Annotated in this window: 12 protein-coding genes and 2 tRNA genes; 9 read left to right on the top strand and 5 right to left on the bottom strand. The window is 71.9% G+C overall.

The window, feature by feature from the left end; genetic code table 11:
* Nucleotides 1-53: 53 nt before the first annotated feature.
* Nucleotides 54-4,478 carry a PAS domain-containing protein gene (locus AN216_RS23005; RefSeq protein ID WP_070198618.1) on the bottom strand — a complete coding sequence of 1,475 codons (4,425 nt, stop codon included), beginning with the start codon at nucleotides 4,476-4,478 and terminating at the stop codon, nucleotides 54-56.
* Nucleotides 4,479-4,785: 307 nt separating this feature from the next.
* Complete coding sequence (locus AN216_RS23000) at nucleotides 4,786-5,316, bottom strand: SSI family serine proteinase inhibitor (RefSeq protein WP_079166882.1); 531 nt, start codon at nucleotides 5,314-5,316, stop codon at nucleotides 4,786-4,788.
* A gap of 321 nt (nucleotides 5,317-5,637) precedes the next feature.
* On the opposite strand from AN216_RS23000, the gene AN216_RS22995 reads away from it, so the two are divergent.
* The 4 genes from AN216_RS22995 to AN216_RS22980 all read left to right on the top strand — a co-directional run bounded on the left by AN216_RS22995 (nucleotide 5,638) and on the right by AN216_RS22980 (nucleotide 9,001).
* Nucleotides 5,638-5,727: transfer RNA gene (locus AN216_RS22995), tRNA-Ser, on the top strand.
* A gap of 172 nt (nucleotides 5,728-5,899) precedes the next feature.
* Nucleotides 5,900-5,972, top strand: a tRNA-Arg gene (locus tag AN216_RS22990).
* Nucleotides 5,973-6,534: 562 nt separating this feature from the next.
* Nucleotides 6,535-7,692, top strand: a complete 1,158-nt coding sequence (locus AN216_RS22985; RefSeq protein ID WP_070198616.1) for a type 2 periplasmic-binding domain-containing protein — start codon at nucleotides 6,535-6,537, stop codon at nucleotides 7,690-7,692.
* Nucleotides 7,693-7,786: 94 nt separating this feature from the next.
* On the top strand, nucleotides 7,787-9,001 hold the full coding sequence (locus AN216_RS22980) for a fumarylacetoacetate hydrolase family protein (RefSeq protein WP_079166881.1): 1,215 nt from the start codon (nucleotides 7,787-7,789) through the stop codon (nucleotides 8,999-9,001).
* Between the two features lie 64 nt (nucleotides 9,002-9,065).
* Here AN216_RS22980 and AN216_RS22975 read toward each other — a convergent pair whose 3' ends face one another.
* A complete protein-coding gene (locus AN216_RS22975; protein WP_070198615.1) occupies nucleotides 9,066-10,121 on the bottom strand; it encodes a LacI family DNA-binding transcriptional regulator in 1,056 nt (351 codons plus the stop codon).
* Nucleotides 10,122-10,346: 225 nt separating this feature from the next.
* On the opposite strand from AN216_RS22975, the gene AN216_RS22970 reads away from it, so the two are divergent.
* The 5 genes from AN216_RS22970 to AN216_RS22950 all read left to right on the top strand — a co-directional run bounded on the left by AN216_RS22970 (nucleotide 10,347) and on the right by AN216_RS22950 (nucleotide 16,421).
* The gene (locus AN216_RS22970) at nucleotides 10,347-11,549 is read left to right on the top strand and encodes a CaiB/BaiF CoA transferase family protein (protein WP_070198614.1); all 1,203 of its coding nucleotides are present in this window, start codon (nucleotides 10,347-10,349) and stop codon (nucleotides 11,547-11,549) included.
* 172 nt (nucleotides 11,550-11,721) lie between these two features.
* Nucleotides 11,722-13,119: an MFS transporter gene (locus tag AN216_RS22965; protein WP_170843202.1), complete on the top strand. Its 1,398-nt coding sequence runs from the start codon at nucleotides 11,722-11,724 to the stop codon at nucleotides 13,117-13,119.
* On the top strand, nucleotides 13,119-13,559 hold the full coding sequence (locus AN216_RS22960) for a MaoC family dehydratase (protein WP_070198612.1): 441 nt from the start codon (nucleotides 13,119-13,121) through the stop codon (nucleotides 13,557-13,559). The genes AN216_RS22965 and AN216_RS22960 overlap by 1 nt, the downstream gene beginning before the upstream one ends.
* A gap of 66 nt (nucleotides 13,560-13,625) precedes the next feature.
* A complete protein-coding gene (locus AN216_RS22955; protein ID WP_070198611.1) occupies nucleotides 13,626-15,212 on the top strand; it encodes an aldehyde dehydrogenase (NADP(+)) in 1,587 nt (528 codons plus the stop codon).
* Nucleotides 15,213-15,563: 351 nt separating this feature from the next.
* A complete protein-coding gene (locus tag AN216_RS22950) occupies nucleotides 15,564-16,421 on the top strand; it encodes an aldo/keto reductase (protein ID WP_070198610.1) in 858 nt (285 codons plus the stop codon).
* Nucleotides 16,422-16,460: 39 nt separating this feature from the next.
* Here the strand turns inward: AN216_RS22950 and AN216_RS22945 are convergent, their stop codons facing one another.
* Together AN216_RS22945 and lacZ are read right to left on the bottom strand one after the other, a co-directional pair.
* Nucleotides 16,461-17,546, bottom strand: coding sequence for a Gfo/Idh/MocA family protein (locus tag AN216_RS22945; protein ID WP_079166880.1), 1,086 nt, complete (start codon nucleotides 17,544-17,546; stop codon nucleotides 16,461-16,463).
* Between the two features lie 178 nt (nucleotides 17,547-17,724).
* Nucleotides 17,725-20,952 carry a beta-galactosidase, LacZ type gene (gene lacZ / locus AN216_RS22940; RefSeq protein ID WP_070198609.1) on the bottom strand — a complete coding sequence of 1,076 codons (3,228 nt, stop codon included), beginning with the start codon at nucleotides 20,950-20,952 and terminating at the stop codon, nucleotides 17,725-17,727.
* Between the last annotated feature and the right edge of the window lie 223 nt (nucleotides 20,953-21,175).

The raw sequence follows: 21,175 nt of genomic DNA, 5'->3' as shown, positions 1-21,175 counted from the left end.
GCCGGTGGACCGGCGGGTTGGCGGGCCGGTGCGGCCCCACCGATCCTGACCGCTCAGGCGCCGCCGATCTTGGTGAGCAGGTCGACGATCCGCGACTGGACCTCGGCACTGGTGGAGCGTTCCGCGAGGAAGAGCACGGTCTCGCCGGTGGCCAGGCGTGGCAGCCCCGCCGGGTCGATGTCGGCGGAGGTGTACACGACGAACGGGGTCGTGTGCAGCAGCCCGTTTATCTGCAGCCAGTCGAGGATGCCAGCCCGCCGCCGGCGTACCTGCATCAGGTCCATCACGACCAGGTTCGGCCGTGCCTGTGCCGCGATGGTGACCGCGTCGGCGTCCGAGGCGGCGTGCGCGACCTGCATGCCGCGGCGCTCCAGGGTCGAGGAGAACGCGCCGGCTATGGCGGTGTTCTCCTCGATCAGCAGCACCCTTGGCGGGTGCTGTTCGCTGTCCCGTGGCGCCAGTGCCTTGAGGAGCACCGCCGGGTCCGCGCCGTAGGCCGCCTCCCTGGTCGCCTGCCCCAGCCCCGCTGTCACCAGGACCGGTACCTCGGCGGCGATGGCGGCCTGGCGTAGCGACTGCAGGGCGGTGCGGGTGATGGGACCGGTCAGCGGGTCGACGAAGAGCGCGGCGGGGAACGCCGCGATCTGCGCGTCGACCTCCTCCCTGGAGTTCACGATGACGGGGCGGTAGCCGCGCTCGGACAGCTCCTGCTGGGTGGAGACGTCCGGCTCCGGCCAGACGAGCAGCCGGCGCGGGTTGTCCAGCGGCTCGGGGGGCAGTTCGGCGTCCACGGAGTGCGCGGGCGTGCCCGGACCGTTGGTGGCCGTGACGTCGACGGCGCCGTTCGGGCCGTCCAGCGGTTCCGGTCCCTCGGCCGCGCCCACGTCCGGCGCGCCGATAGCGAACTCCCGTGCCGGTGGCTGTGGCTGCCGGTGCTGGGGTGGTTGCTGCTGTGGGGGGGCGTGTTGCGCCTGCGGGGCGGGTGCGCCCGGCTGGGGCTGCCCTGGGCCGCCGTGGCCTGCCGGCCCGCCCTCCTGCGGGGCCTCCGCCTCGTCCTGGCCCGGGGACGCCAGCCTGCGTCGGCGCCCGGGCCCGGGGGGCGGCGTCGGAGAGGACGGGGTCGAGGGAATCGCGGTGGCGGGCGCGAGATGCCCCTGGGACTGCGCGGCGTCACCACCCTGCTCGGGCGGACTCCCGGTGAACGGCACGCCCTGGCCCAGGGTGCGCACGCTTATCCCGTTCTGCTGGTCCGCGCCTGGGGGTGCCGTCTCCTCGGCTGCCGGATGGCCGTTCGCCAGCGAGGCGTTCGCGATCCGCGGATCGGTCACCGCTCCGGTACCGGGCCCCGGCTCGGCCGGGTGCGGCGGCCCGGACGCTTCGGGCAGCGGCCCCGGTCCGCCCGCCACGGCTGGTCCGGACGACGTGGGGGCACCGGGGAAGCCCCCCTCCGGCCCTGGCACAGCCGGCGGCAGGGTCCCCGGCTGGGAACCGTCCGGATGTCGCTGGGCGGGAAGCAGGCCGGCACCCGGTGCGCCCTGCTGGGTGTCGGCCGACGCCGGCAGCGCTCCGGCACCGTCGAAGGACGGCTCACCGGGTGGCCGCGGACTCGCCGGTACGCCCTGCTGCTCCGGCTCCTGCGGCAGGCTCTGCGCCGGCAGGCCCTCGGGCGGGCCGCCGTGGGCGGGCAGCGCGAGCGGCTGGCCCGAGGAGCCTTGCCCGCGGGCCTGTTCCTCGGCGCGAGCCCGTGCCGCGGCGAGCCGGCGCGCGCGCCGACCGCCGGGCGCCGGGGCGTGCTCGGCCGTGCCCTCGCCTGCCGGGGGCAGTTCGCCATGGGGTGGGGCCTGCTGCTGTTGGGTCTGCTCCTGTTGTGCGTGCTGCTCGTGCTGCTCGGCCGTGGGTGCGTGGCGGCCATGCCGGCCGGTGCCCGGTTGCTGCTGTGGCTGGACCGGTTGCCCGTCCCGGACGGAGGCGTCCGGCTCGCCCGTACCGTGCGGCTCGCCCGTACCGTCCGGGGAGTCCGGGACAGCCGGGGCGGATGCCGGCGGCTCAGAGCCAGTCGACGGCGCCACCTCGCCCGGCTCTTCCGCCGGCGGGAGCGCGGCCCGGTTCCCCAGCGCGCGCCGGGGACGGCGGCCGGCTGGCCCGGGCGTCGTACCGGAGGGGGGTGTGCCCTCCGTGCCGGCTCCGCCGGCCCCGCCGGCCCCGCCGGCCACCCCGGGTCCCGCGGCGAGCGGACGGCGTACCGTCCCGCCGGCTGCCTGTTCACCTTCCCCGGGCACGCTCTCGGGACCGTACGTCCCGGCCGGCGCGCCCTGGTCGAGTCCCGTCGGAGGGACCGGCTCCGCGCCTGTCCCCTCCGGGAGGCGCGGTTGGGCGTCCGGGCGTTCCGGGGCTACGGGCTCCAGCTGGCCGTACTCCCCCGAGTGCTCCCCGTAGGGGGCAGCGGCGCGGCGGCGCCTCCCGGTGGGCGACGGCCGGTCGCCGGCCGGGGGTGGCTCCATGGCACCCGGGTGGGCCTCGCTCGGGCCTGACGCGTCCGGCGCCAGGGGCTGGTCCGGCGCCGAGGGCTGGTCCGACGGCTGCGGCACGCCGGCTGACGGCCAGTCGTCGCCGCCCGGTAGCCCCAGCCCGGCCCCGTGGCTGGCCTGGCCCGCGAACTGCCCGCTGGTGGTGTCGTCCGTCGCCACGGTCCCCGAGGCGCTCATGAGGGCCTGGTCGGTGCCACGTACGGGCTGGTCGGGGACCGGCATCACCGTCGTGCCCATCCCGGCGCCCACGTTCGTACCGGAGCCGTCCGTGCCGCTTCCGACCGCACCATGCCCCACGCCCGTGCCCGAGCCAGTCGTGTCCCCGGCGATGCCCGAGCCGGCCGTGCCCGGCCCGCCCGCGCCGACGTGCCCCGCGTGGTCGGCCGCGACTCCCTCCGAGACGATACGGGGCACCTCCAGCACGTACGCGCTGCCGCCCGCCCCCGGCACCTCGTGGGTCTGCAGCACGCCGCCGTGCCGCCGCACGATGCCGCGCGCGATCGGCTCGTGCACCCGGCTGCCGCCCGGATACGGCCCGCGCACCTCGATCCGTACGACCTCACCGCGCTGCGCGGCCGCGACCACGATGGTGGAGTCGCCGCCGGCGGCCGGTATCGGCGTGTTCCCGGTGGCGTCCACCCCCGCCACATCGGCGATCAACTGGGCCAGCGCGATCACCAGCCGCTCCGGGTCGATCTCCGCCTCGATCGGCGGGGCGTGTACCGCGAACTGCGCGCGGCCGGGCCCGATGAGTTCCACCGCCGCGTCGACTCCGCTGGACACGACGGCGTCCAGGGATACGCGCTCGATCCGCAGTTTCTCGTCGCCCGCGGCCAGTTGCTGATAGTTGAGGACGTTCGACACGAGCGTGGTCATCCGGGCGTAGCCGGCCGAGAGATGGTGCAGCACCCGGTTGGCCTCCGGCCACAGCTGCCCGGCCGGGTCGGCGGCGAGCGCGCTCAGCTCGCCGCCCAGCTGTTCCAGGGGGGCGCGCAGCGCCTCGTCGAGCACGGACACCAGCTGACCGTTCTGCTCACGCAGCGCCTCGTTCCGCTCCTTGAGGGCCTCCTGCGGGCGCCGGTCGGTGAACGTCAGCACCGCGCCGACGAGCTGCTCGCCGTCCCGTACCGGCGCCGTGGTCATGTCCACCGGCACCGGCTGACCGTCCTTCGACCACAGAACCTGGCCGGCCCGCACCCGGTGCTTGCGACCGGAGCCGAGGGTGTCGCTCAACGGCGTCTCGTTGTACGGCAGCTGGGTGCCGTCCGCGCGGGAGTGGTGCAGGAGCGGGTGCAACTGCTGGCCGCCCAGGTCACTCGCGCGGTATCCGAGGATCTGTGCAGCGGAGGGGTTCACCAGGACGATCCGGCCGTCGGTGTCGACGCCCACCACGCCCTCGGCCGCCGCGCGCAGGATCATCTCGGTCTGCCGCTGTTGGCGGGCGAGTTCGGCCTCGGTGTCCAGGGTGCCGGTGAGGTCCCGTACGACGAGCATCAGCAGCTCGTCACCGGTGTAGTGCGAACCTCCCCCGGACGAGTGGCCCGAGGCGCCGTGGTCCGCCCAGGCGGCCTCGAACGGCGACTCGTAGGACATCCGCCCGTCGGCGAGGTTGGCGCTAGTGACCTCGACCGGGAACGTGCTGCCGTCGGTGCGACGTGCCGACATGCGGGTCGGCTTGGTACGGACCTCGCCCTCGTCCTCGTCCGGCCGGCGCATCGAGCCCGGTATCCGCTTGGAGTCGAACTCCGGGAGCAGATCGAGCAGCCCACGCCCCACCAGCGCGGTGCCGGGGGTCTCGAATGCCTCCAGCGCGATGGTGTTCGCGTTCACCACGGTGCCGTTGCAGTTGACCAGCAGCAGCGCGTCAGGCAGCGCGTCGAGTATGGCGGCGAGGCGAGCAGCTCCTCGGGATGGCCTGCTCACGACGGTGCTTCCTCCCTGTAACCGCATGGTGCCGGTGACCAGCCGACCGGTCTCGCGAACGGCTGCCAGTCCGCCGTCCCCTCCGGCCGTGTCACTGAAGGGAGTCTACGGGCAGCATCGCCGGGTGGAGCCAGGGATGGGTGAGAGGAACGCGTGAGAAGCGTGTGACGTGGCACGCGCCGCCGTACGCCGGAGGGGCGCGCTTCCCGCCCGAGCGCGCTGGTACGCACGTCACCCCGGCCGGACCCAATCCCGGGCCTGACCGGGGTGTTTCGCATCTCGGCTGCGGGACGCGCGGCCGTGCACGGCGGGACGTCGGCCGTACGGGGTGCCGTCAGGACATCGCGGGCAGCGCCGGCACCAGCGCGTCCCAGCGACTGATCTCACAACCGTTGGACCGGCTGAACTCGGCGTCCACGGGCTTTCCGTGCCAGTTTCCGGTCACCTGTGCCCGTACGGGGCCTCCGTAGACCATCGTGCAGTTCGACCCCTCGGGGACCGGTGCGAACGGGCCTTCGCCGTCGGGAGCTTCCTCGGCGGCCTTGGCGAGGGCGGCGCACGCCTTGTCCGCCTTCGGGTGGTCGCCTCCGGAGGGGTTGCAGGAGAGCGTGACCGTGCCGTTCCGCGCGCGGTCGGTGCTGTCCTGGACGGTGAGACTCAGCCGGTCGGTTCTCTCCTGCTGGCCGGCGGGCCGTTTCTGTTGCTCCGAGGCTCCGGCGGTGGGGCCGGTGGTGACGCCGACGAGAGCGAGGGTGGTGGCCAGCGTGGCCACCGCGGTCAGCCGCCTGGTCCGGCCGGGCCGGCTGGTCCGTTGTCTGGTGGTTGTGGTCGGTGCGGCCGACTCGGTCACTGTGCGAGGGGGCATGGGTTCTCCCGGTGAGTGCCTGAGGGCATGCGTCTGCCGTGCCCTTGTCCTACTAACGCTCTGGACCGGTCGACGTTGCGCAAGCCGATGCGGCTGTCCGGGCTCCGTGTCGGACCGGCGCGGGTGCCGGTCCCGTGCGGCGGGCCCACCCGCCCTGGGTGCGGCGGGCCCACCCACCCCGGCCGTGAGCTCCCGGCGGCACTCCCGGAACGGCTTTGCCCGCCGGTGCTGCGGGCTAGTAACGTAGACGTCGATTGGTGACAGCCCGCCTGGCTGTGCCATCATCTGGCACACACTCCGCACGCAGCGCGAGATGTGTATGGAGGCTTCGCCTAGTCTGGTCTATGGCGCCGCACTGCTAATGCGGTTTGGGGTGACCCCCCATCGAGGGTTCAAATCCCTCAGCCTCCGCTCGCTTGTGAAGTTCGTCGATGCCCCGGCCGATTCGGTCGGGGCATCGACGTGTGTGCTGCCAAGAGTTCGTTTTCCCAGCTCAAAGCGGGTGGGCTAAACGGATTTCATCTGCGCGCACGGGTCATGTAATGTTGTCTCCGCAACGCAGCCGGCGAAGATCAGCCGGCAGGCGCTCGTAGCTTAACGGATAGAGCATCTGACTACGGATCAGAAGGTTGCAGGTTCGAATCCTGCCGAGCGCGCGTATGTGACCAGCGGGTCCCTCGGTTCATCGAGGGGCCCGTTCGTCGTTGCTGGGGGAAGCCTTCCCCCGCTCGGCCGTGCCCTCTGCGAAGGACCGTGGCGGCGTCCGCGGCGCAACGCCTGTGGTCCAGGTCGCCGCGTCCCCGAGGGCCACCGCGAGTCGTGCCGCCGCCTTACGTAACCCACCAGATCTCACCTGGTCCGGCTGCGTGGTGACCATCCCTTTCACCCCGTCTCGTTCGGCCGGGGGCCTACGCGGACGACGTAGGCCCCCCGGGGCTCACTACCGCTCGTCCGAAGACCTCGGCCCTTGCCCTGAGACAAGGCTTTCTCGCGGTACCACAGCGACGTACCTTCGCTCCAGACCCATGCGGCTTGTCACCGTCTCGGCGAAGCGAGCCGCCGGTGGCGGGGACTCGGTGCCCACACGGTCGAACGCATGCCGTCGGTCCCCTTGCCCGCTGTGGATCCGGCCATTGTCGCGCGGTTCCTCGTGAGCTATGTTAGCGCTATCGATAGCGCTAACAGCGCGCGCCGCCTCCCCCGAAGAAACGGCATCTCATGACGGATTACCGAGGTCTGACCTGGGACCACCCCCGAGGTACCAGGGCGCTGCGCCAGGCGGCGGCGGAGTTCTCGGCCGAGTCGGAATCGCACGGTGACACGCTCGTCTGGGACAGCCAGCCCCTCGAGGGGTTCGAGTCGCATCCGATCGGTGACCTGTGCGCGCGCTACGACCTGGTGGTTCTCGACCATCCGCATCTCGGCGACGCGCTTGAGGCGGGAGCACTCCAACCGCTCGGGCCGCTCGTCGGCTCCGGCGTGCTCAACGAATGGTCCCGAGCCTCCGTGGGCGCGTCGTACGCGTCCTACGCCGCCCACGGAGAACAGTGGGCGGCCCCGCTGGACGCCGCCACCCAGGTCTCCGCCGCCAACCGAGCGCGTCTGCCCGTGCTGCCGAGTACCTGGCAGGAGGTTCTCGAGGTGACGGCGGATCATCCGGTCGTACTGTCGCTCGGCGGGCCGCACGCCCTGCTGACCTTCTTCTCCCTGTGCAACGCGCTGGGAGAACCCCCGACCGCGGCTGTCGGCCCGCCGTTGGTCGGGAACGGGACGGGGCTGGCCGCGCTGGAACTGATGGGCCAGCTCGTCCGGCACCTCGACCCGGAGACGGCCACGCTGAACCCGATCGCCCTGCTGCGGTTGCTGGCGGCGGAGGGCGGGCCGGCGTACTGCCCGTTCGTATACGGTTACGTGAACTACTCAGCCCAGCCGGCCGGGTCGCCGGTGCGCTTCGGTGACGTTCCCCGTCTGACCCCGGAGGGCCGGCTGGGGTCCACGCTCGGCGGGACGGGCCTGGCCGTGTCGCGGCGGACCGTCGTCTCCGACGCCCTCGCCGCCCATGTGCGTGCCCTCATGTCGACGCCGAGCCAGTGCGTCCGCTTCCCGCGGTACGAGGGTCAGCCCGGCCGTCGTGAGGCGTGGCTCGACGCTCGGGTCAACGAGGCGAGCGGCGGCTTCTACGCCGATACCCTCGCCACCACCGAGGTCGCCTGGGTTCGACCGCGTTACCCGGGCTACACCGTGTTCCAGAGCGCCGCTTCGAGGCTGTTGCGTGAAGGGCTCCTCAGCGAACGGCCGTATCGAGACCTGTTGGCCGAACTCCTCGCGATGCACCGGGATTCGGTACGACCGTTCCCCGCGTGCGGCGCACCGTAGCGACTCCGGCCCCGAGCGGACCGCCTGTGGGAGGGGTGGTCCCGTCCTCCGCAGAACGTCCCCGCAGAACGTCCCCACGGAAAGAAGGCCCGCCATGGCGCTCGCCCACGCGGTCGCGTCGACGCCCCGCTCCCTCCTGTCCCTCGCAGCCGAGGAGATGCTGCCGGATGACGGATACTCCGGTGCCCTGCTGGCCCGGATATGGAATCCGGACGTCGGGGGACCCTCGCCCGCCGCCGTCCGGGCGGACGGCGTGTACGACGTCTCCGAGGACCACGCCACCGTCGCCGACCTGTGTGAACAGCCGGACCCGGCCGCCGCGCTGGCCTCGGCACGGGGGCGGCGGGTGGGTTCGCTGGAGGAGCTTCTCGCGGGATCGGTGGCCCGGCCCGAATCGGAGAGTGTCCTCCGCTTCCTGGCACCCGTCGATCTGCAGCCGGTGAAGGCGGCCGGGGTGACGTTCGCGGTGTCCATGGTGGAGCGCCTGATCGAGGAACGGGCGCGGGGGAACCCGGAGGCGGCTGAGGCGATCCGTGCCGAGCTGGGAGGGGTCCTGGGCGACGACCTCCGCTCGCTCGAACCGGGCTCGCAGAAGGCGGCCGAGGTCAAGCGGCTGCTCGTGGCACGGGGTGAGTGGAGCCAGTATCTCGAGGTGGGCATCGGCCCGGACGCCGAGATCTTCACGAAGGCGCTCCCGCTGTCCTCCGTCGGGCCGGGCAGCAGGGCCGGCGTACTGCGTGAGTCGCGGTGGAACAACCCTGAGCCGGAGGTGGGCCTCGTCGTCTCCTCGGCCGGCGGAGTCGTCGGCGCGACACTGGCCAACGACATCAATCTCCGCGACTACGAAGGCCGCTCCGCGTTGCTCCTGCCCAAGGCGAAGGACAACAACGCCTCGTGCGTGCTGGGCCCGTTCGTTCGCCTCTTCGACGCCGGCTTCGGCCTGGACGACGTACGCTCCTCGACCGTACGACTCGAGGTCACCGGTCCGGAGGGATACGAACTCGCCGGTGAGTCCGATCTCGTCGAGATCAGCCGCGATCCCGCCGACCTGGTGAGCCAGCTCATCGGCGACTCCCACCAGTATCCGGACGGCGTGCTGCTGCTGTTGGGCACCATGTTCGCGCCGGTGAGCGACCGCGACGTGGCCGGCGGCGGTTTCACCCACCGGACCGGCGATGTCGTACGGATCTCGGCGCCCGGTCTCGGGACACTGGCCCACGAGATCGCCCACAGCCAGGACTGCGCTCCCTGGACCTTCGGGGTCCGGGCGCTGCTGGCCAACCTCGCGCGGCGCGGACTGCAGGGGTGACCGCGGTGCGGCCGTGCGTGGGCGGTGTGGTGGCCCGGCGGCTCGGCCCGGGGCCTCGACGGGATCAGGCGCTGCCCCGTCGGCGGATCTCGAAGCCCAGGTCGACGTCGCGGGACGGGGGCTCCGTGCCCCGCATCCGGTCCAGCAGCAGCGCCGCCGCTTCTCGGCCGATGCTCTGGTTCGGCAGCGCGACCGTCGTGAGGCCGGGGCCCAGCAGCCGGGACAGCTCGAAGTCGCCGAAGCCGGTGACGGCGATGTCCTCGGGCACCCGTATGCCGCGGGACTGGGCCGCCAGCAGGGCGCCGTTGGCGTAGATATCCGTGGCGAAGACCAGGACGTCCGCCTCCGGATGGAGCCGCCCGGCGAGTTCGAGCAGCGGGCCGCCGGACTCGAGGCTGAGCGGGTGCTCGGAAGCGTCGATCACTCGCGGTTCGGTCCCCGGCCAGTACGTTTCGGCCGCCCTGAGGTAGCCGTCCAGCCGGCGCCGGGAGCGGTGATCGCCGTGTACCAGCGAGCCGACGAAGCAAGGTGCGCGGTAGCCGGCACCGTGCAGGAAGCTCACCATCTCGTACATGGCGTCCTCGTTGGAGAAGCCCACGAGAGCGTCGATGGGGGTGTCGGTCCAGTCCCATGTCTCGACCACGGGCACGTCGGAGGCGCGCAGCATGGTGACCACGGCCTCTCGGTGGATCACGCCGGTCATGAAGAAGCCGTCCGGCCTGCGACCGAGGAGGGAGCGGATGAGCTGCTCCTCCCGCTCGTCGTCGTAGTCGGTGTAGCCGAGCAGCACTTGGTAGCCCTCGGAAGCGAGGACGGCGGACAGTCCGGTGAGGGTCTCGGAGAAGACGGAGGCGGACAGCGACGGGATGACCGTGGCGACGATGCGGCTTCGGTTGGAGGCGAGATTGCGCGCCGCGAGGTTGGGGACGTAGCCGCACTCCCGGACCGCGGCCTCGACCCGTGCCCGGGTGTGCGGGGCCACCTCGTCCGGGATGCGCAGGACACGAGAGACCGTCTGGGAGGACACTCCGGCACGCTGGGCGACGTCACGGAGGGTAACCGAGCGGGTGGAGGAGCGGCGTCGTGCCTCGGTGGCCGCCGGCTCCGTGTCGCTGGACATGTCGTGTTGTCTCCCCACCTGGTCCGCTGTCCGCAGGGGACCAACCCTAGAGCGTCCGGCGGGGCGAGGGCGGCGGGGGGCAACGGTGCGTGCTGCCCGGGTATCAGTTCGTGAGTTGTTCGCGAGGTCTTTGTTAGCGCTGCCGATAGCGCTAACATTCCTGGGAGGCGTCATCGGCCCGTCGGTGTCGCCTCGTCCGTAACGAGAACAAAGGGTGTTCACGCCATGAAGGTTCTTGAGGGGATTCGCGTGCTGGATCTCTCCATCGCGATGTCCGGTCCGTTCGCCGCGATGAAGCTCGCTGACCTGGGGGCGGACGTCATCAAGGTGGAACCTCTGGCAGGCGAGTGGCAGCGTCACGCCGCCGCGGGGGGCGCGGTCGGGAACGAGGTCAACGCCTCGTTCCTGTCGCTCAACCGGAACAAGCGCAGTATCTCCGTCGATCTGAAGTCCGAGGCCGGACTCGACGCCCTGCGCCAACTGGTGGCGTCCGCCGACGTGTTCCTCCAGAACTACCGTCCCGGAGTGGCCCAGCGTCTCGGGGTGGAATACGAGACGCTGCGCGCCGTCAAGCCCGACCTCGTCTACGTGTCCGTCTCCGGATACGGCGAGACCGGTCCGTACGCGGGACGCGCCGGCCAGGACCTCCTGCTCCAGGCGATGAGCGGCGCCCTGCACAGTGCCGGCCAGCCCGGTCAGGCCCCCACCGCGGCGCCCTTCTTCCTCGTCGACGCCTTCGCCGCGTACTCCGCGTTCGAGGGTGCCCTCGCCGCGCTCTTCCACCGGCAGAGGACCGGCGAGGGGCAGCTGGTGCGGGTCAACATGCTCGACGCGATCATCGCCGCACAGATGCAGGAGATCAGCGTGCGTACGGTCGGGGGAGTGGCACAGGAGCGCAGCGAGCGCATCCACGCGCACAGCTACATCCGTGCTCCGTACGGCATCTTCCCGACGGCCGATGGCCACCTCGCCCTCTCCTTCGCCGAACCCGCTCTGCTGGCGAGGCTGCTGGACGAGCCACGGCTGGCGCACCTGGAGGCGGAGCGGGACGGCTTCGCGCGGCGGGACGAGATCTCCGAGCTGGTCGAGGAGGGTCTGCGGCACCGGAGTACGACGCACTGGCTCGACGTGCTCGGCGAGGCCGGAGTGTGGTGCGGCCCCGTCTACGACTACGACGACCTGCTCGCCGATCCGCAGGTGCGGCACAACCAGTCGTTCGTCACGTACGACCATCCCACCGAGGGGCGCGTGACCACCCCCGGCTTCGCGTTCCAGCTCGGAGGCAGCCCGCAGTCCGTGGACCGGCCGGCGCCGGTGAACGGACAGCACACCCGGGAGGTGCTCGGGGAACTCGGACTGGCCGAGGACGCCCTGGACCGCCTGGAGGAGAAGGGCGTGGTGCACTCCGCGTCCCGCGCCGAGAACTGAGGCCGCTCCCCCACGGGCCCGGCTTCCAGCGACGGCACAGGCCAGCACGACTCGTGCCCCCAGTGGGCCCAGCTCCCGGGCACGGCCCCTTCACCTCACACGGAACGGCACAGCGGAAAGGGCTGAGCGATTCCGACGACATGAGATGATCCAGCACTGCAACGGAGCCACCATGGATACCTCTCCCAGACCCGCCACCGAGCGGGAACAGCACGTGAAAGCCCGCCGCGCGGCCTCCGCCTCCGCGGTCGGCAGCCTCGTCGAGTGGTACGACTTCGGTCTGTACGGCGCTGCCGCGGCACTGATCTTCAAGGACTACTTCTTCGGTACGGACGACGCCTTCGTCGGCCTGATGGCGGCGTTCGCGACCTTCGCGGTGGGCTACTTCGCCCGCCCCTTCGGCGGCGTGGTCTTCGGTCACCTGGGCGACAAGGTCGGCCGGAAGCCCGTGATGGTCGGCACCCTGGCGCTGATGGGTGTCAGCACCACGCTGATCGGTCTGCTGCCCGGCTACGACACCCTCGGCTGGTTCGCGCCGTTCCTGCTCGTCCTGCTGCGGTTGCTGCAGGGCCTGGGCGCGGGTGCCGAGTACGCGGGCGCGGTCGTGCTCTCCTCGGAGTCCTCGCCGCCGGGCCGGCGGGGCTTCTTCGCCTCCTGGTCGGGTGCCGGCGTCTGGGTGGGCTCGGCCCTGGGCCTGGCCGTCTTCCAGGCGATGCACGCGCTGACCGGCGACAGCTTCGAGACCTGGGGCTGGCGGGTGCCGTTCCTCCTGAGCATCGCGCTGCTGGCCATCTCGCTCTACATCCGCCGGCAGGTCGAGGAGACCGAGAGCTTCACCGAGACCAAGGAGGCGGCCAGGGAGGAGAACGTACCGCTGGTGCGGCTGCTGCGGACGGAGAAGCGCAGGCTGCTGGCCGCCCTGGGCTCCAACGTCATCCTCAGCGGCTACTCCTACATCCCGCAGGTGTGGATTCTGAGCTACCTCACCGAGAACGTCGGCGTCGCCGCCGGCCTCGCCCTGGCGATCAACGCGATCGTCCTGCTGTCCGGCGCGCTGTTCATGCCCTACTTCGGCTCGCTCGGGGACCGGTTCGGCCGCCGCAAGCTCTTCCTCTTCGGAACCGGCTTCGGCGTCCTCTGGCCCGTGCCGATGTTCCTGCTGATCGACACGCACAACACCGCCCTGATCATCCTCGGGATCGTGGTCTGCTTCGTCGGCGCGGTCGCCGTCTGCTACGCGGCCCAGGCGGCCTTCCTCACCGAGATGTTCCCGCCCGCCATCCGGTACTCGGGCATCGCCTTCGCCCGCGAGACCAGCGGCGCGCTGCTGGCCGGCACCACGCCCATGGTCGCGACGGGGCTGCTGCACCTGGCAGGGCACTGGTGGCCGATCGCGCTGTGCATGACCGTCTACGCCGCGATCGCGCTGGTCGCCGTGTACTACTCGCGGCAGTTCCGCTCGGACGCCGACCAGGCCGACCCGGACGCGTTCAAGGCCGACGAGGCGTGGACGCGTACGCCGGGCGCGGGCACGGAGAAGAACGAGACCACGGCGAAGGCGGTGCGCTGATGTCCCTCCACACGGAACGCTTCTTCGAGGACTACGCCCTCGGCGAGACGGGCGGCGGGCGCTCCCGTACCGTGGACCAGTCCGACGTCAACACCTTCGCCGGCCTGACCATGGACTTCCACCCCGCCCACGTCGACCGGGAGTTCGCTCAGGAACGGTTCGGCGGCCGGCTCGTCCACGGCGTGCTGACGTTCGGACTGGTCGTCGGTCTCACCGTCGAGTACAACCCCCGAGCGGTGGCGTACGGATACGAGCGCGTCCGCTTCCCCGGCCCGGTCATGGCCGGCGACACGATCACGGCCACCAGCGTCGTCACCGAACTCACCGAGCACCGTCGGCCGGGCATCGGCCTGGTCACCAAGCGGTACACGGGCGTCAACCAGCGGGCGGAGACGGTGCTCTCCTGCCTCCACATCCTGGCGGTGGACCGGCGCGACTGAGCCGGACCGCCGCGACCGCGCACACACCGTCCGTCCGCACCACCTCTCACCCGAAGGAAACGCACCATGCCTCTGACAGGAGCGATGTTCATCGGCTCGGAACGGCGCATCGGCCAGGGACCGGTGCTCGAACCCGTCGACCCCCGCACGGGCGCCTCCCTCCACCCCGGCTACGGCTCCGGCTCGGCCACGGACGTCGAGGACGCCTGCCAACTGGCCGATCTGGCGGCGCCCGAACTCCGGGCGACTCCGCCCGAGCGGCGTGCCGCCTTCCTGGAGCGCGTCGCCGAGCGCGTCGAGCAACTCGGCGGCGAGCTCGTCGAGCGGGCCGTGGCCGAGTCGGGCCTCCCGGAGGGGCGGATCAGTGGCGAGGTCGGGCGTACGACCGGACAGCTGCGGCTGTTCGCCGCGGAGATACGAGACGGCGGCTGGGCCGGCGTACGCATCGACCCCGCGCTGCCGGACCGTTCCCCGCAACCACGCCCTGACCTGCGGCAGCGGCAGCTCGCCGTGGGGCCGGTCGCGGTGTTCGGGGCGAGCAACTTCCCGCTCGCCTTCTCCGTCGCCGGGGGAGACACCGCGGCTGCCCTCGCCGCCGGATGCCCGGTCGTCGTGAAGGGGCACGAGGCCCATCTCGGAACCTGCGAGCTGGTCGGCTCGGCCGTGGCCGCCGCCGTGCGCGAATGCGGGATGCCCGAGGGCACGTTCTCGCTGCTGTACGGTTCCGGACCGGAGGTCGGCCAGGCCCTCGTGGCGGACCCGCGGATCCAGGCCGTGGGCTTCACCGGATCACGGGCCGGCGGTACGGCGCTGATGCGCACGGCCGCCGCCCGACCCCGGCCGATCCCGGTCCACGCGGAGATGAGCAGCGTCAACCCGGTGTTCCTGCTGCCCGGGGCGTTGCGGGACCGTGCCACCGAGATCGCGGAGGGGTTCGTCGGGTCGCTGACCCTGGGAGCCGGACAGTTCTGCACGAACCCGGGGTTGCTGGCCGCCGTCCGGGGGCCGGCGCTCACCGAGTTCCTGGACGTCGCGGCGGCGCGTCTGGCGGAGGCGGCCGGGCAGACCATGCTGACCAGGGGCATCCACGCGGCGTACGAGCGCTCGGTCGCGGAGATCGCGAGCGTGGAGGGCGTACGGGAGGTCGCTTCCGGTAGTCCCGGGGAGGACGGTAACGCGGGCGTGGCGCGGCTGTTCACCGTCGACGCGGAGGTCTTCCTGCGGCGTCCGGAACTCCAGGAGGAGGCCTTCGGCGCCGCCGCGACGGTCGTGGTCTGCGAGGACGCCGAGCAGCTGGCGAGGGTGGCCGGTGCCCTCGACGGGCAGCTCACCGTCACCGTCCAGCACGGCTCAGGCGACCGGGACACCGCCGCGGCGCTGCTTCCCGTGCTGGAGACCAGGGCCGGTCGGCTGTTGTTCAACGGGTGGCCCACCGGGGTGGAGGTCGGCCACGCGATGGTCCACGGAGGTCCGTACCCGGCCACCTCCGACGGACGTACGACATCGGTCGGCACCCTGGCGATCGAGCGCTTCCTGCGCCCCGTCTGCTACCAGTCGATGCCCGCGGACCTGCTGCCGCCCGCGCTCGCGGACGACAACCCGCTGGGTCTGCCGCGCCGGGTGGACGGGACGCGTGAGACCGTACGTGCCTGAGGCGCGGCCCGCCCACGCGCGGGACGGCGGTCAGCGGCTGCCGCGGCGCGTTCCCGGCGGCACCCCGAGCGGCCCTCCGGGGCCAGGCCGTACGGCGGCCGCACCCGCGGACGGAGTTCGGGGAGGGCACAGTACCCTTTCGCGAGGTTCTCGGGTTTCCGGGCGACGTCGGATACACGGCGCCCATCTCGGTCGAGATGTGGAACGACGAGGGCGAGCCCGAGCTGCCCGCCGACGCGCTGAACTGGTTCGAGTCGCTGCGACTCGGGGTCGGGGAGGCGCGGGCGGGCGACGGCTGTGGGTGCGGGCACTGACGTGTCCGTACGAAGACCCTGGAAGGAGCCGAACCACGTGCCACCGCGCCCCGAAGCATCCGAAACACCCGGGAGCCCCTTTCCGAGCCTCCCGCTGAGCGACGGCCGGACGATCCCCCAGCTGGGACTCGGCATCTACAAGACGCCCGAGGAAGCGGTACCAGCGCTGGCCCGGCGGGCCGTCGAGATCGGCTACCGACACTTCGACACCGCGTCGATGTACGAGAACGAGGCCGGTCTCGGGGAGGGCCTGCGGACCTGTGGCCTGCCCCGGGAGGAACTGTTCGTCACCACGAAGGTGTGGAACACCGACCACGGCTACGAGGAGACCCTCGCGGCCTGCGCACGCAGCCTTGAGCGGCTGCGGACCGAGTACGTCGACCTGTATCTCATCCACTGGCCGGCCCCCGGGCGAGGCCGCTACCGGGAGACCTGGCGGGCCCTGGAGAAGCTTCGGGACGACGGACTGGTCCGCTCGATCGGGGTGAGCAACTTCCACGCCCACCACCTGGCGGAGCTTCGGAAGTCCTCCGAACGCATGCCGGTCGTCAATCAGGTCGAGTGCCATCCGCGGCTGCCCCAGCGGGACCTGATCCGCTTTCACGACGAGCACGGCATCCGTACGGAGGCCTGGGCTCCTCTCGCACGCGGGCGCCTGCTCCAGGACGAGTCGCTCGGGGAGCTCGCCCGTTCCCTGGGTCGGACCCCGGCGCAGGTGGTGTTGCGATGGCACCTACAGCGCGGTGTGGTGGTGATCCCGAAGACGGTCAACCCGGAACGCCTCGTGGAGAACGCGCGGATTCTCGACTTCGAGCTGGCGGACACCGAGATGGCCGCGCTCGCCCGTCTGGAGACGGGCGAGCGGACCGGAGACGACCCGGACGACCGGGACTGAGGGCGCCGCATGGCGGACCGGCGGACCGGGGCGCGGGCACTACGGGCCGCCAGCGGCGGAGGCAGCCCGCGTACCGCCGGAGACGTCCGGAAGACGAACCGGACAGGAGCCGTTCGCCAGGGACTCCGCGCCGAACACGCCGACCAGTGAGGCGGCGACGGCCGGCCGCACCGGGACCAGCGGCGGCTCGGCACGCTCCACGGTGCCCCGGAAACCCCGGAGGAGCAGCATGGTCCCCTCCGCCTCGCGGGCCACGGTCTGTTCGCCGAGGACGAGCGGCTCGGGGGTGCGTTCCTCCTCGTACGCCTGATCGTCCGGCCTGGTCCAGCCCTCCGCCCGGAGCCGGACGGACCACGCCCGCTCGCCCCTCGCGCGTACGGACTCCGCCAGGGCCCGGTTTCCCCGTACCGACACCCAGCTCCAGTGGCTGTCCGGCTCCCCCTGCAGGAAGCCGTGCCGGGTGAGGGCGAGTGCGCCGCTGGACAGGCGTACGGCCAGCACGACGGCGGACCTCGGATCGGCCTCGTCCACCGGGAACGCGGTGACCTCCACCGGCCAGCTGTCGGTGAGCGCCAGCACCGGCGAGAGCGTGTGCGTGCAGTACGCGGTGGAGGCGATCCGGCCGCGCCAGTGCGCGGGGTCGCCGGCCAGCCGGGTCAGCGCTGCCGGCGACATGCCGTGCAGGTAGTCCGCCTCGATCAGGCTGACCCGGCCCAGCTCCCCGGCCTCGATCGCCGCGCGGATGGTCCGCACGTGCGGGTGGAGGACGTAGTTCTCGGCGAAGGAGTAGCTGGCGGTGGAGCTCTCCGCCGCCGTGATCAGCCGACGGCCTTCCGCTTCGCTGACGCAGGCCGCGCTCTCGGAGAGGACGTGCACGCCGCGCTCGAGGAAGGCGAGGGCCAACGGGGCGTGCGCGTCGAAGTCGTTGGCGAGGATCACGCCGTCCAGGCGCTGCTCGAGCAGGTCCTGCCAGCGGGCGGTCAGCTCCGCGTCCGGTAGTTCGTGCGCCGCCGCGGACCGGCGCTCGGCATCGTGGTCGCACGCGGCCACCACGTCCATGCCCAGGCCCCGGCACCGAACCGCGAGGAACAGCCCCATCCTGAGCCCGACCACTCCCACTCGCATGCGGGCATTCTCGTCCGGGGTCCGGTGGACGGCCAGCGGTTTTCCATGTGCCGAGGGTGCCGGGCGGGCTGGACGAGAGGGGCACGACCGTCGGAACGAGACACGGTCGGCTGCCGTCCGGACGGTCCCCGGCACGGGCGGCGGCCGGGACCAGCCTCGGTCAGCCCGCCACCGCCCGTCAGCCAGGCGTCACCGGCAGCAGTCGGTAGGCGTACTCGTACGTCCGGTCCGCGTGCAGCAGGTACTTCTCCAGTGGCGGCTCGCCCCAGCTGTTGTTGCCGCCGACCCCCGTCTGCCGGTGGTTGACGCTCAGCATGACCTCCTTCCGCCGCTTCACCTCGTACGGGTGTCGGACGTCCTCCAGGTCGTACGGGTGCTGGTGCAGCGCGTTGACCTCCAGCGCGCCCGACTTCCACGTGCCGTCCGCCGCTGTCGGGGTGCCCCGCACCTCCAGGCCGGCGCCGTCCTGGTTGGTGAGCCGCGCCCACCGGACGTCGGTGAGGTTGCCGGCCTCCTGCGGTCGCATGTAGCCGGAGGCGTGCACCCGCTTGTCCACCGGCTCGGAGTACCGGCCGAAGTGCGCGCTGCGGAACCGGTCCCAGTGGTTCTCGTGCGGCCCGCGGCCGTACCAGCTGAGCGTCCCGAACTCCGCCGGCACCGTGAACAGCGCGCCCACCAGCGGGATGTCCGGCAGCCCGGCGCCGGGCGCGAGGGTGTGGGTGATCCGCACCTCGCCGTCGCCCCGGATGTCGTAGAGCGTGGTCAGCTTGGACGGGGCCGGGCTGGTGGGCAGCGTGGCGGTCACGGTGAGCAGCGCCCGGCCGTCCCCGGGTTGCTCCACCCGCACCTCGCCCACCTGGGCTTTCGGGCCGGCCTCCCGCCAGGTGCGGAGCTTCTTGTCGGCGCCTCGGCCGATGTCGTTGTCGATGGGCGCGCGCCAGTAGTTGGCCACCGGCCCTTCGGTGAGCAGCGTACGTCCCTGGTGCCGGTAGCGGGTGAGGCCGCCGGTGGCGCGGTCCAGCAGGAGGTCGAAGTCCCGGCCGGTGACCGTGATCCGGTTGTCCCCCTCGTCCACCTCCAGGGCCGGCAGCCCGCCCGGGTCCGGCTGCTCCGGCCGCGGGGCGGGCCAGTCCAGGGGCAGCTGGTCGTGGGCGACGACGTGGCCGGCGTCGGCCCAGCTGGTCGGCTCGCGCAGGGTGAAGCTGAGGTTCAGCCAGTGTTCGGCTCCGGCCGGGATGTCCCGGGGCTTGCGGTACGGCACCCGTACGCTGCCGTGCTCGCCCGGTGCCACCTTCGGCGCGTCCAGGGTGCCGTCCTGGACGGACTCGCCGTCCCGCAGGACCTCCCAGCGCAGCTCGTAGCCGTCCAACCCGGTGAAGAGGTTCAGGTTGTCCACCCGGACCGTCCCCTGTCCCAGGTCGCTCAGGGCGCAGCGGATGGTCTGGTGGACCTTCTTGGCCTCCAGCAGGGCGGGCTTGACCTCGCGGTCCCCGGTCACGACGCCGTTGGCGCAGAAGTCGTCGTCGGTGGGGTAGTTCGGGTCCCAGTCCTTGCCGTAGGAGAGGTAGCTGCGGCCCGGGGCGTCCGGGATGGGGCGCCGGAGGTTCTGGTCGCACCAGTCCCAGATGAAGCCGCCGATCAGGACGTCGTACTTCTCGAAGAGGTCCCAGTACTCCTGGAAGTTGCCGAGGCTGTTGCCCATCGAGTGCGCGTACTCGCACAGCAGGTACGGTTTCGGGTCGCCGGACTTCGCGTAGTTCTCCACGTCCTGGGGCGGGGAGTACATCCTGCTGTGCAGGTCGGTGACCTCGTTCATCTGCTCGTAGTGCACCGGCCGCGAGGGGTCGCGCTGTCGGGCCCAGTCGGCCATCTGGCGGAAGGTGCCGCCCTGGCCCGCCTCGTTGCCGAGCGACCAGATGATCACGCTGGGGTGGTTCTTGTCCCGCTCCACCATGGACCGCATCCGGTCCAGGCACGCGTCGGCCCACTCCGGCAGGCCGCCGGGCAGCGTGTCCCGCACCCCGTGGGTCTCCAGGTTGGCCTCGTCACAGACGTAGAGGCCGTACTCGTCGCAGAGTTCCAGCCAGCGCGGGTCGTCGGGATAGTGCGAGGTGCGTACGGCGTTGATGTTGTGCCGCTTCATCAGCTTGATCTCCTCGAGCATCGACTCCTCGGAGACCACCTGCCCGGTGTCCGGGTGCATCTCGTGCCGGTTGGCGCCGCGCAGCAGCAGCGGCTTGCCGTTCACCGTGAAGGACCTGTCGCCCCAGCCGACCGAGCGGAAGCCGATCCGGACGCGCTGGACCTCCCGTACGGGCGCGTCGTCGCCTGCCTTCTCGGGGAGGGTGACGACCAGGGTGTACAGCGCCGGGTCCTCGGCGGACCACGGTCTCGGCTGGTCGACCGTGCCGGACAGTTCGAGCTCGGCCCGGCCGTCGGCGAACTCGGCCGTACCGCTGAGAGCTTCGTCGAGGACCGGCTTCCCCTCGCTGTCGTGGAGCGTGGCCCGTACGAGCTGCTCGCTCGCCCCGGAGCCGCCGCGATCCCGTAGCGTGACCCGGGCGCGCAGCTCGGCGCTGCCGAGGTCATCGGCCAGTTCGGTGCGTACGGTCAGGTCGTGCACGCCGATCTGGGGCACGGAGTAGAGGTAGACGTCCCGGAAGATGCCGCTGAGGTCGATCATGTCCTGGTCCTCCAGCCAGGACCCGTCGCTCCAGCGGTAGACCTGCACGGCGAGGGTGTTCCGGCCCTCGCGCAGCCAGGGGGTGAGGTCGAACTCGGCTGGGGCGAAGCTGTCCTCGCTGTAGCCGACGCTCTCGCCGTTCAGCCAGACGAAGAAGGCGGACTTCACGCCCTGGAAGGAGATCAGGGTGCGGCGGCCGGACCAGTCACCGGGCACGGTGAACGTGCGGCGGTAGGAGCCCACCGGGTTGTGGCTGGTGGGGACGTCCGGGTAGGTGGGCTGCTCGTGGCCCTTCCACGGATAGTCGACGTTCAGGTAGATCGGCTTGCCGTAGCCGTTGACCTCCCAGTTGGCGGGGACGGCGAGGGTGTCCCAGCCGCTGTCGTCGAAGTCGGGGCGCCAGAAGTCCTGTGGGCGGCCTTCCGGGTTCGGCGTCCAGTGGAAGCGCCAGTCGCCGTTCAGCGACCGGTAGTACGGCGAGTCGGTGGCGGCCGTTCGAGCACGTGCCGCGTCCGTGTCGGCGAGCGGGATCAGGCGGGCGCGGTGTGGCTCGCGGTTGACCTGGAAGTGGGTGGGGTCGGCGTTCCACTCCGAGCCCTTGCCGGCCTTGCCCGTCGGGGCCTCCGCCGCGAAGGCGGTGCGCTGTGCGGACAGTACGGCGAGGCTGCCGGCGGCCATGCCGGTGGTGGTGAGGAAGCTTCGTCGGCTGTGGCGTGTGCGCATGCCGTCTCCTCTCGGGTGAGGTCTCTCGGGTGCGGTCGGTGCGGGGTGCCTGTCGGGTGGGACGGCGGCGTGCCGGGCTGGGAGGTCATCGAGCGGCCGCCCTGAAAAATAATCAAGAACCAACATTTACAACCTGGTTCACACAGAAGATGACACGACAGGGTGGCGGGGATGTCAATGGGTCGCGCGCGGTTTCGGGGGCGCGTGGGGACCGTACGAGCGG

Source organism: Streptomyces oceani, assembly GCF_001751245.1.
In the GTDB taxonomy this organism is placed as follows: domain Bacteria; phylum Actinomycetota; class Actinomycetes; order Streptomycetales; family Streptomycetaceae; genus Streptomyces; species Streptomyces oceani.
This window is presented reverse-complemented; position numbering and strand designations above follow the sequence as displayed.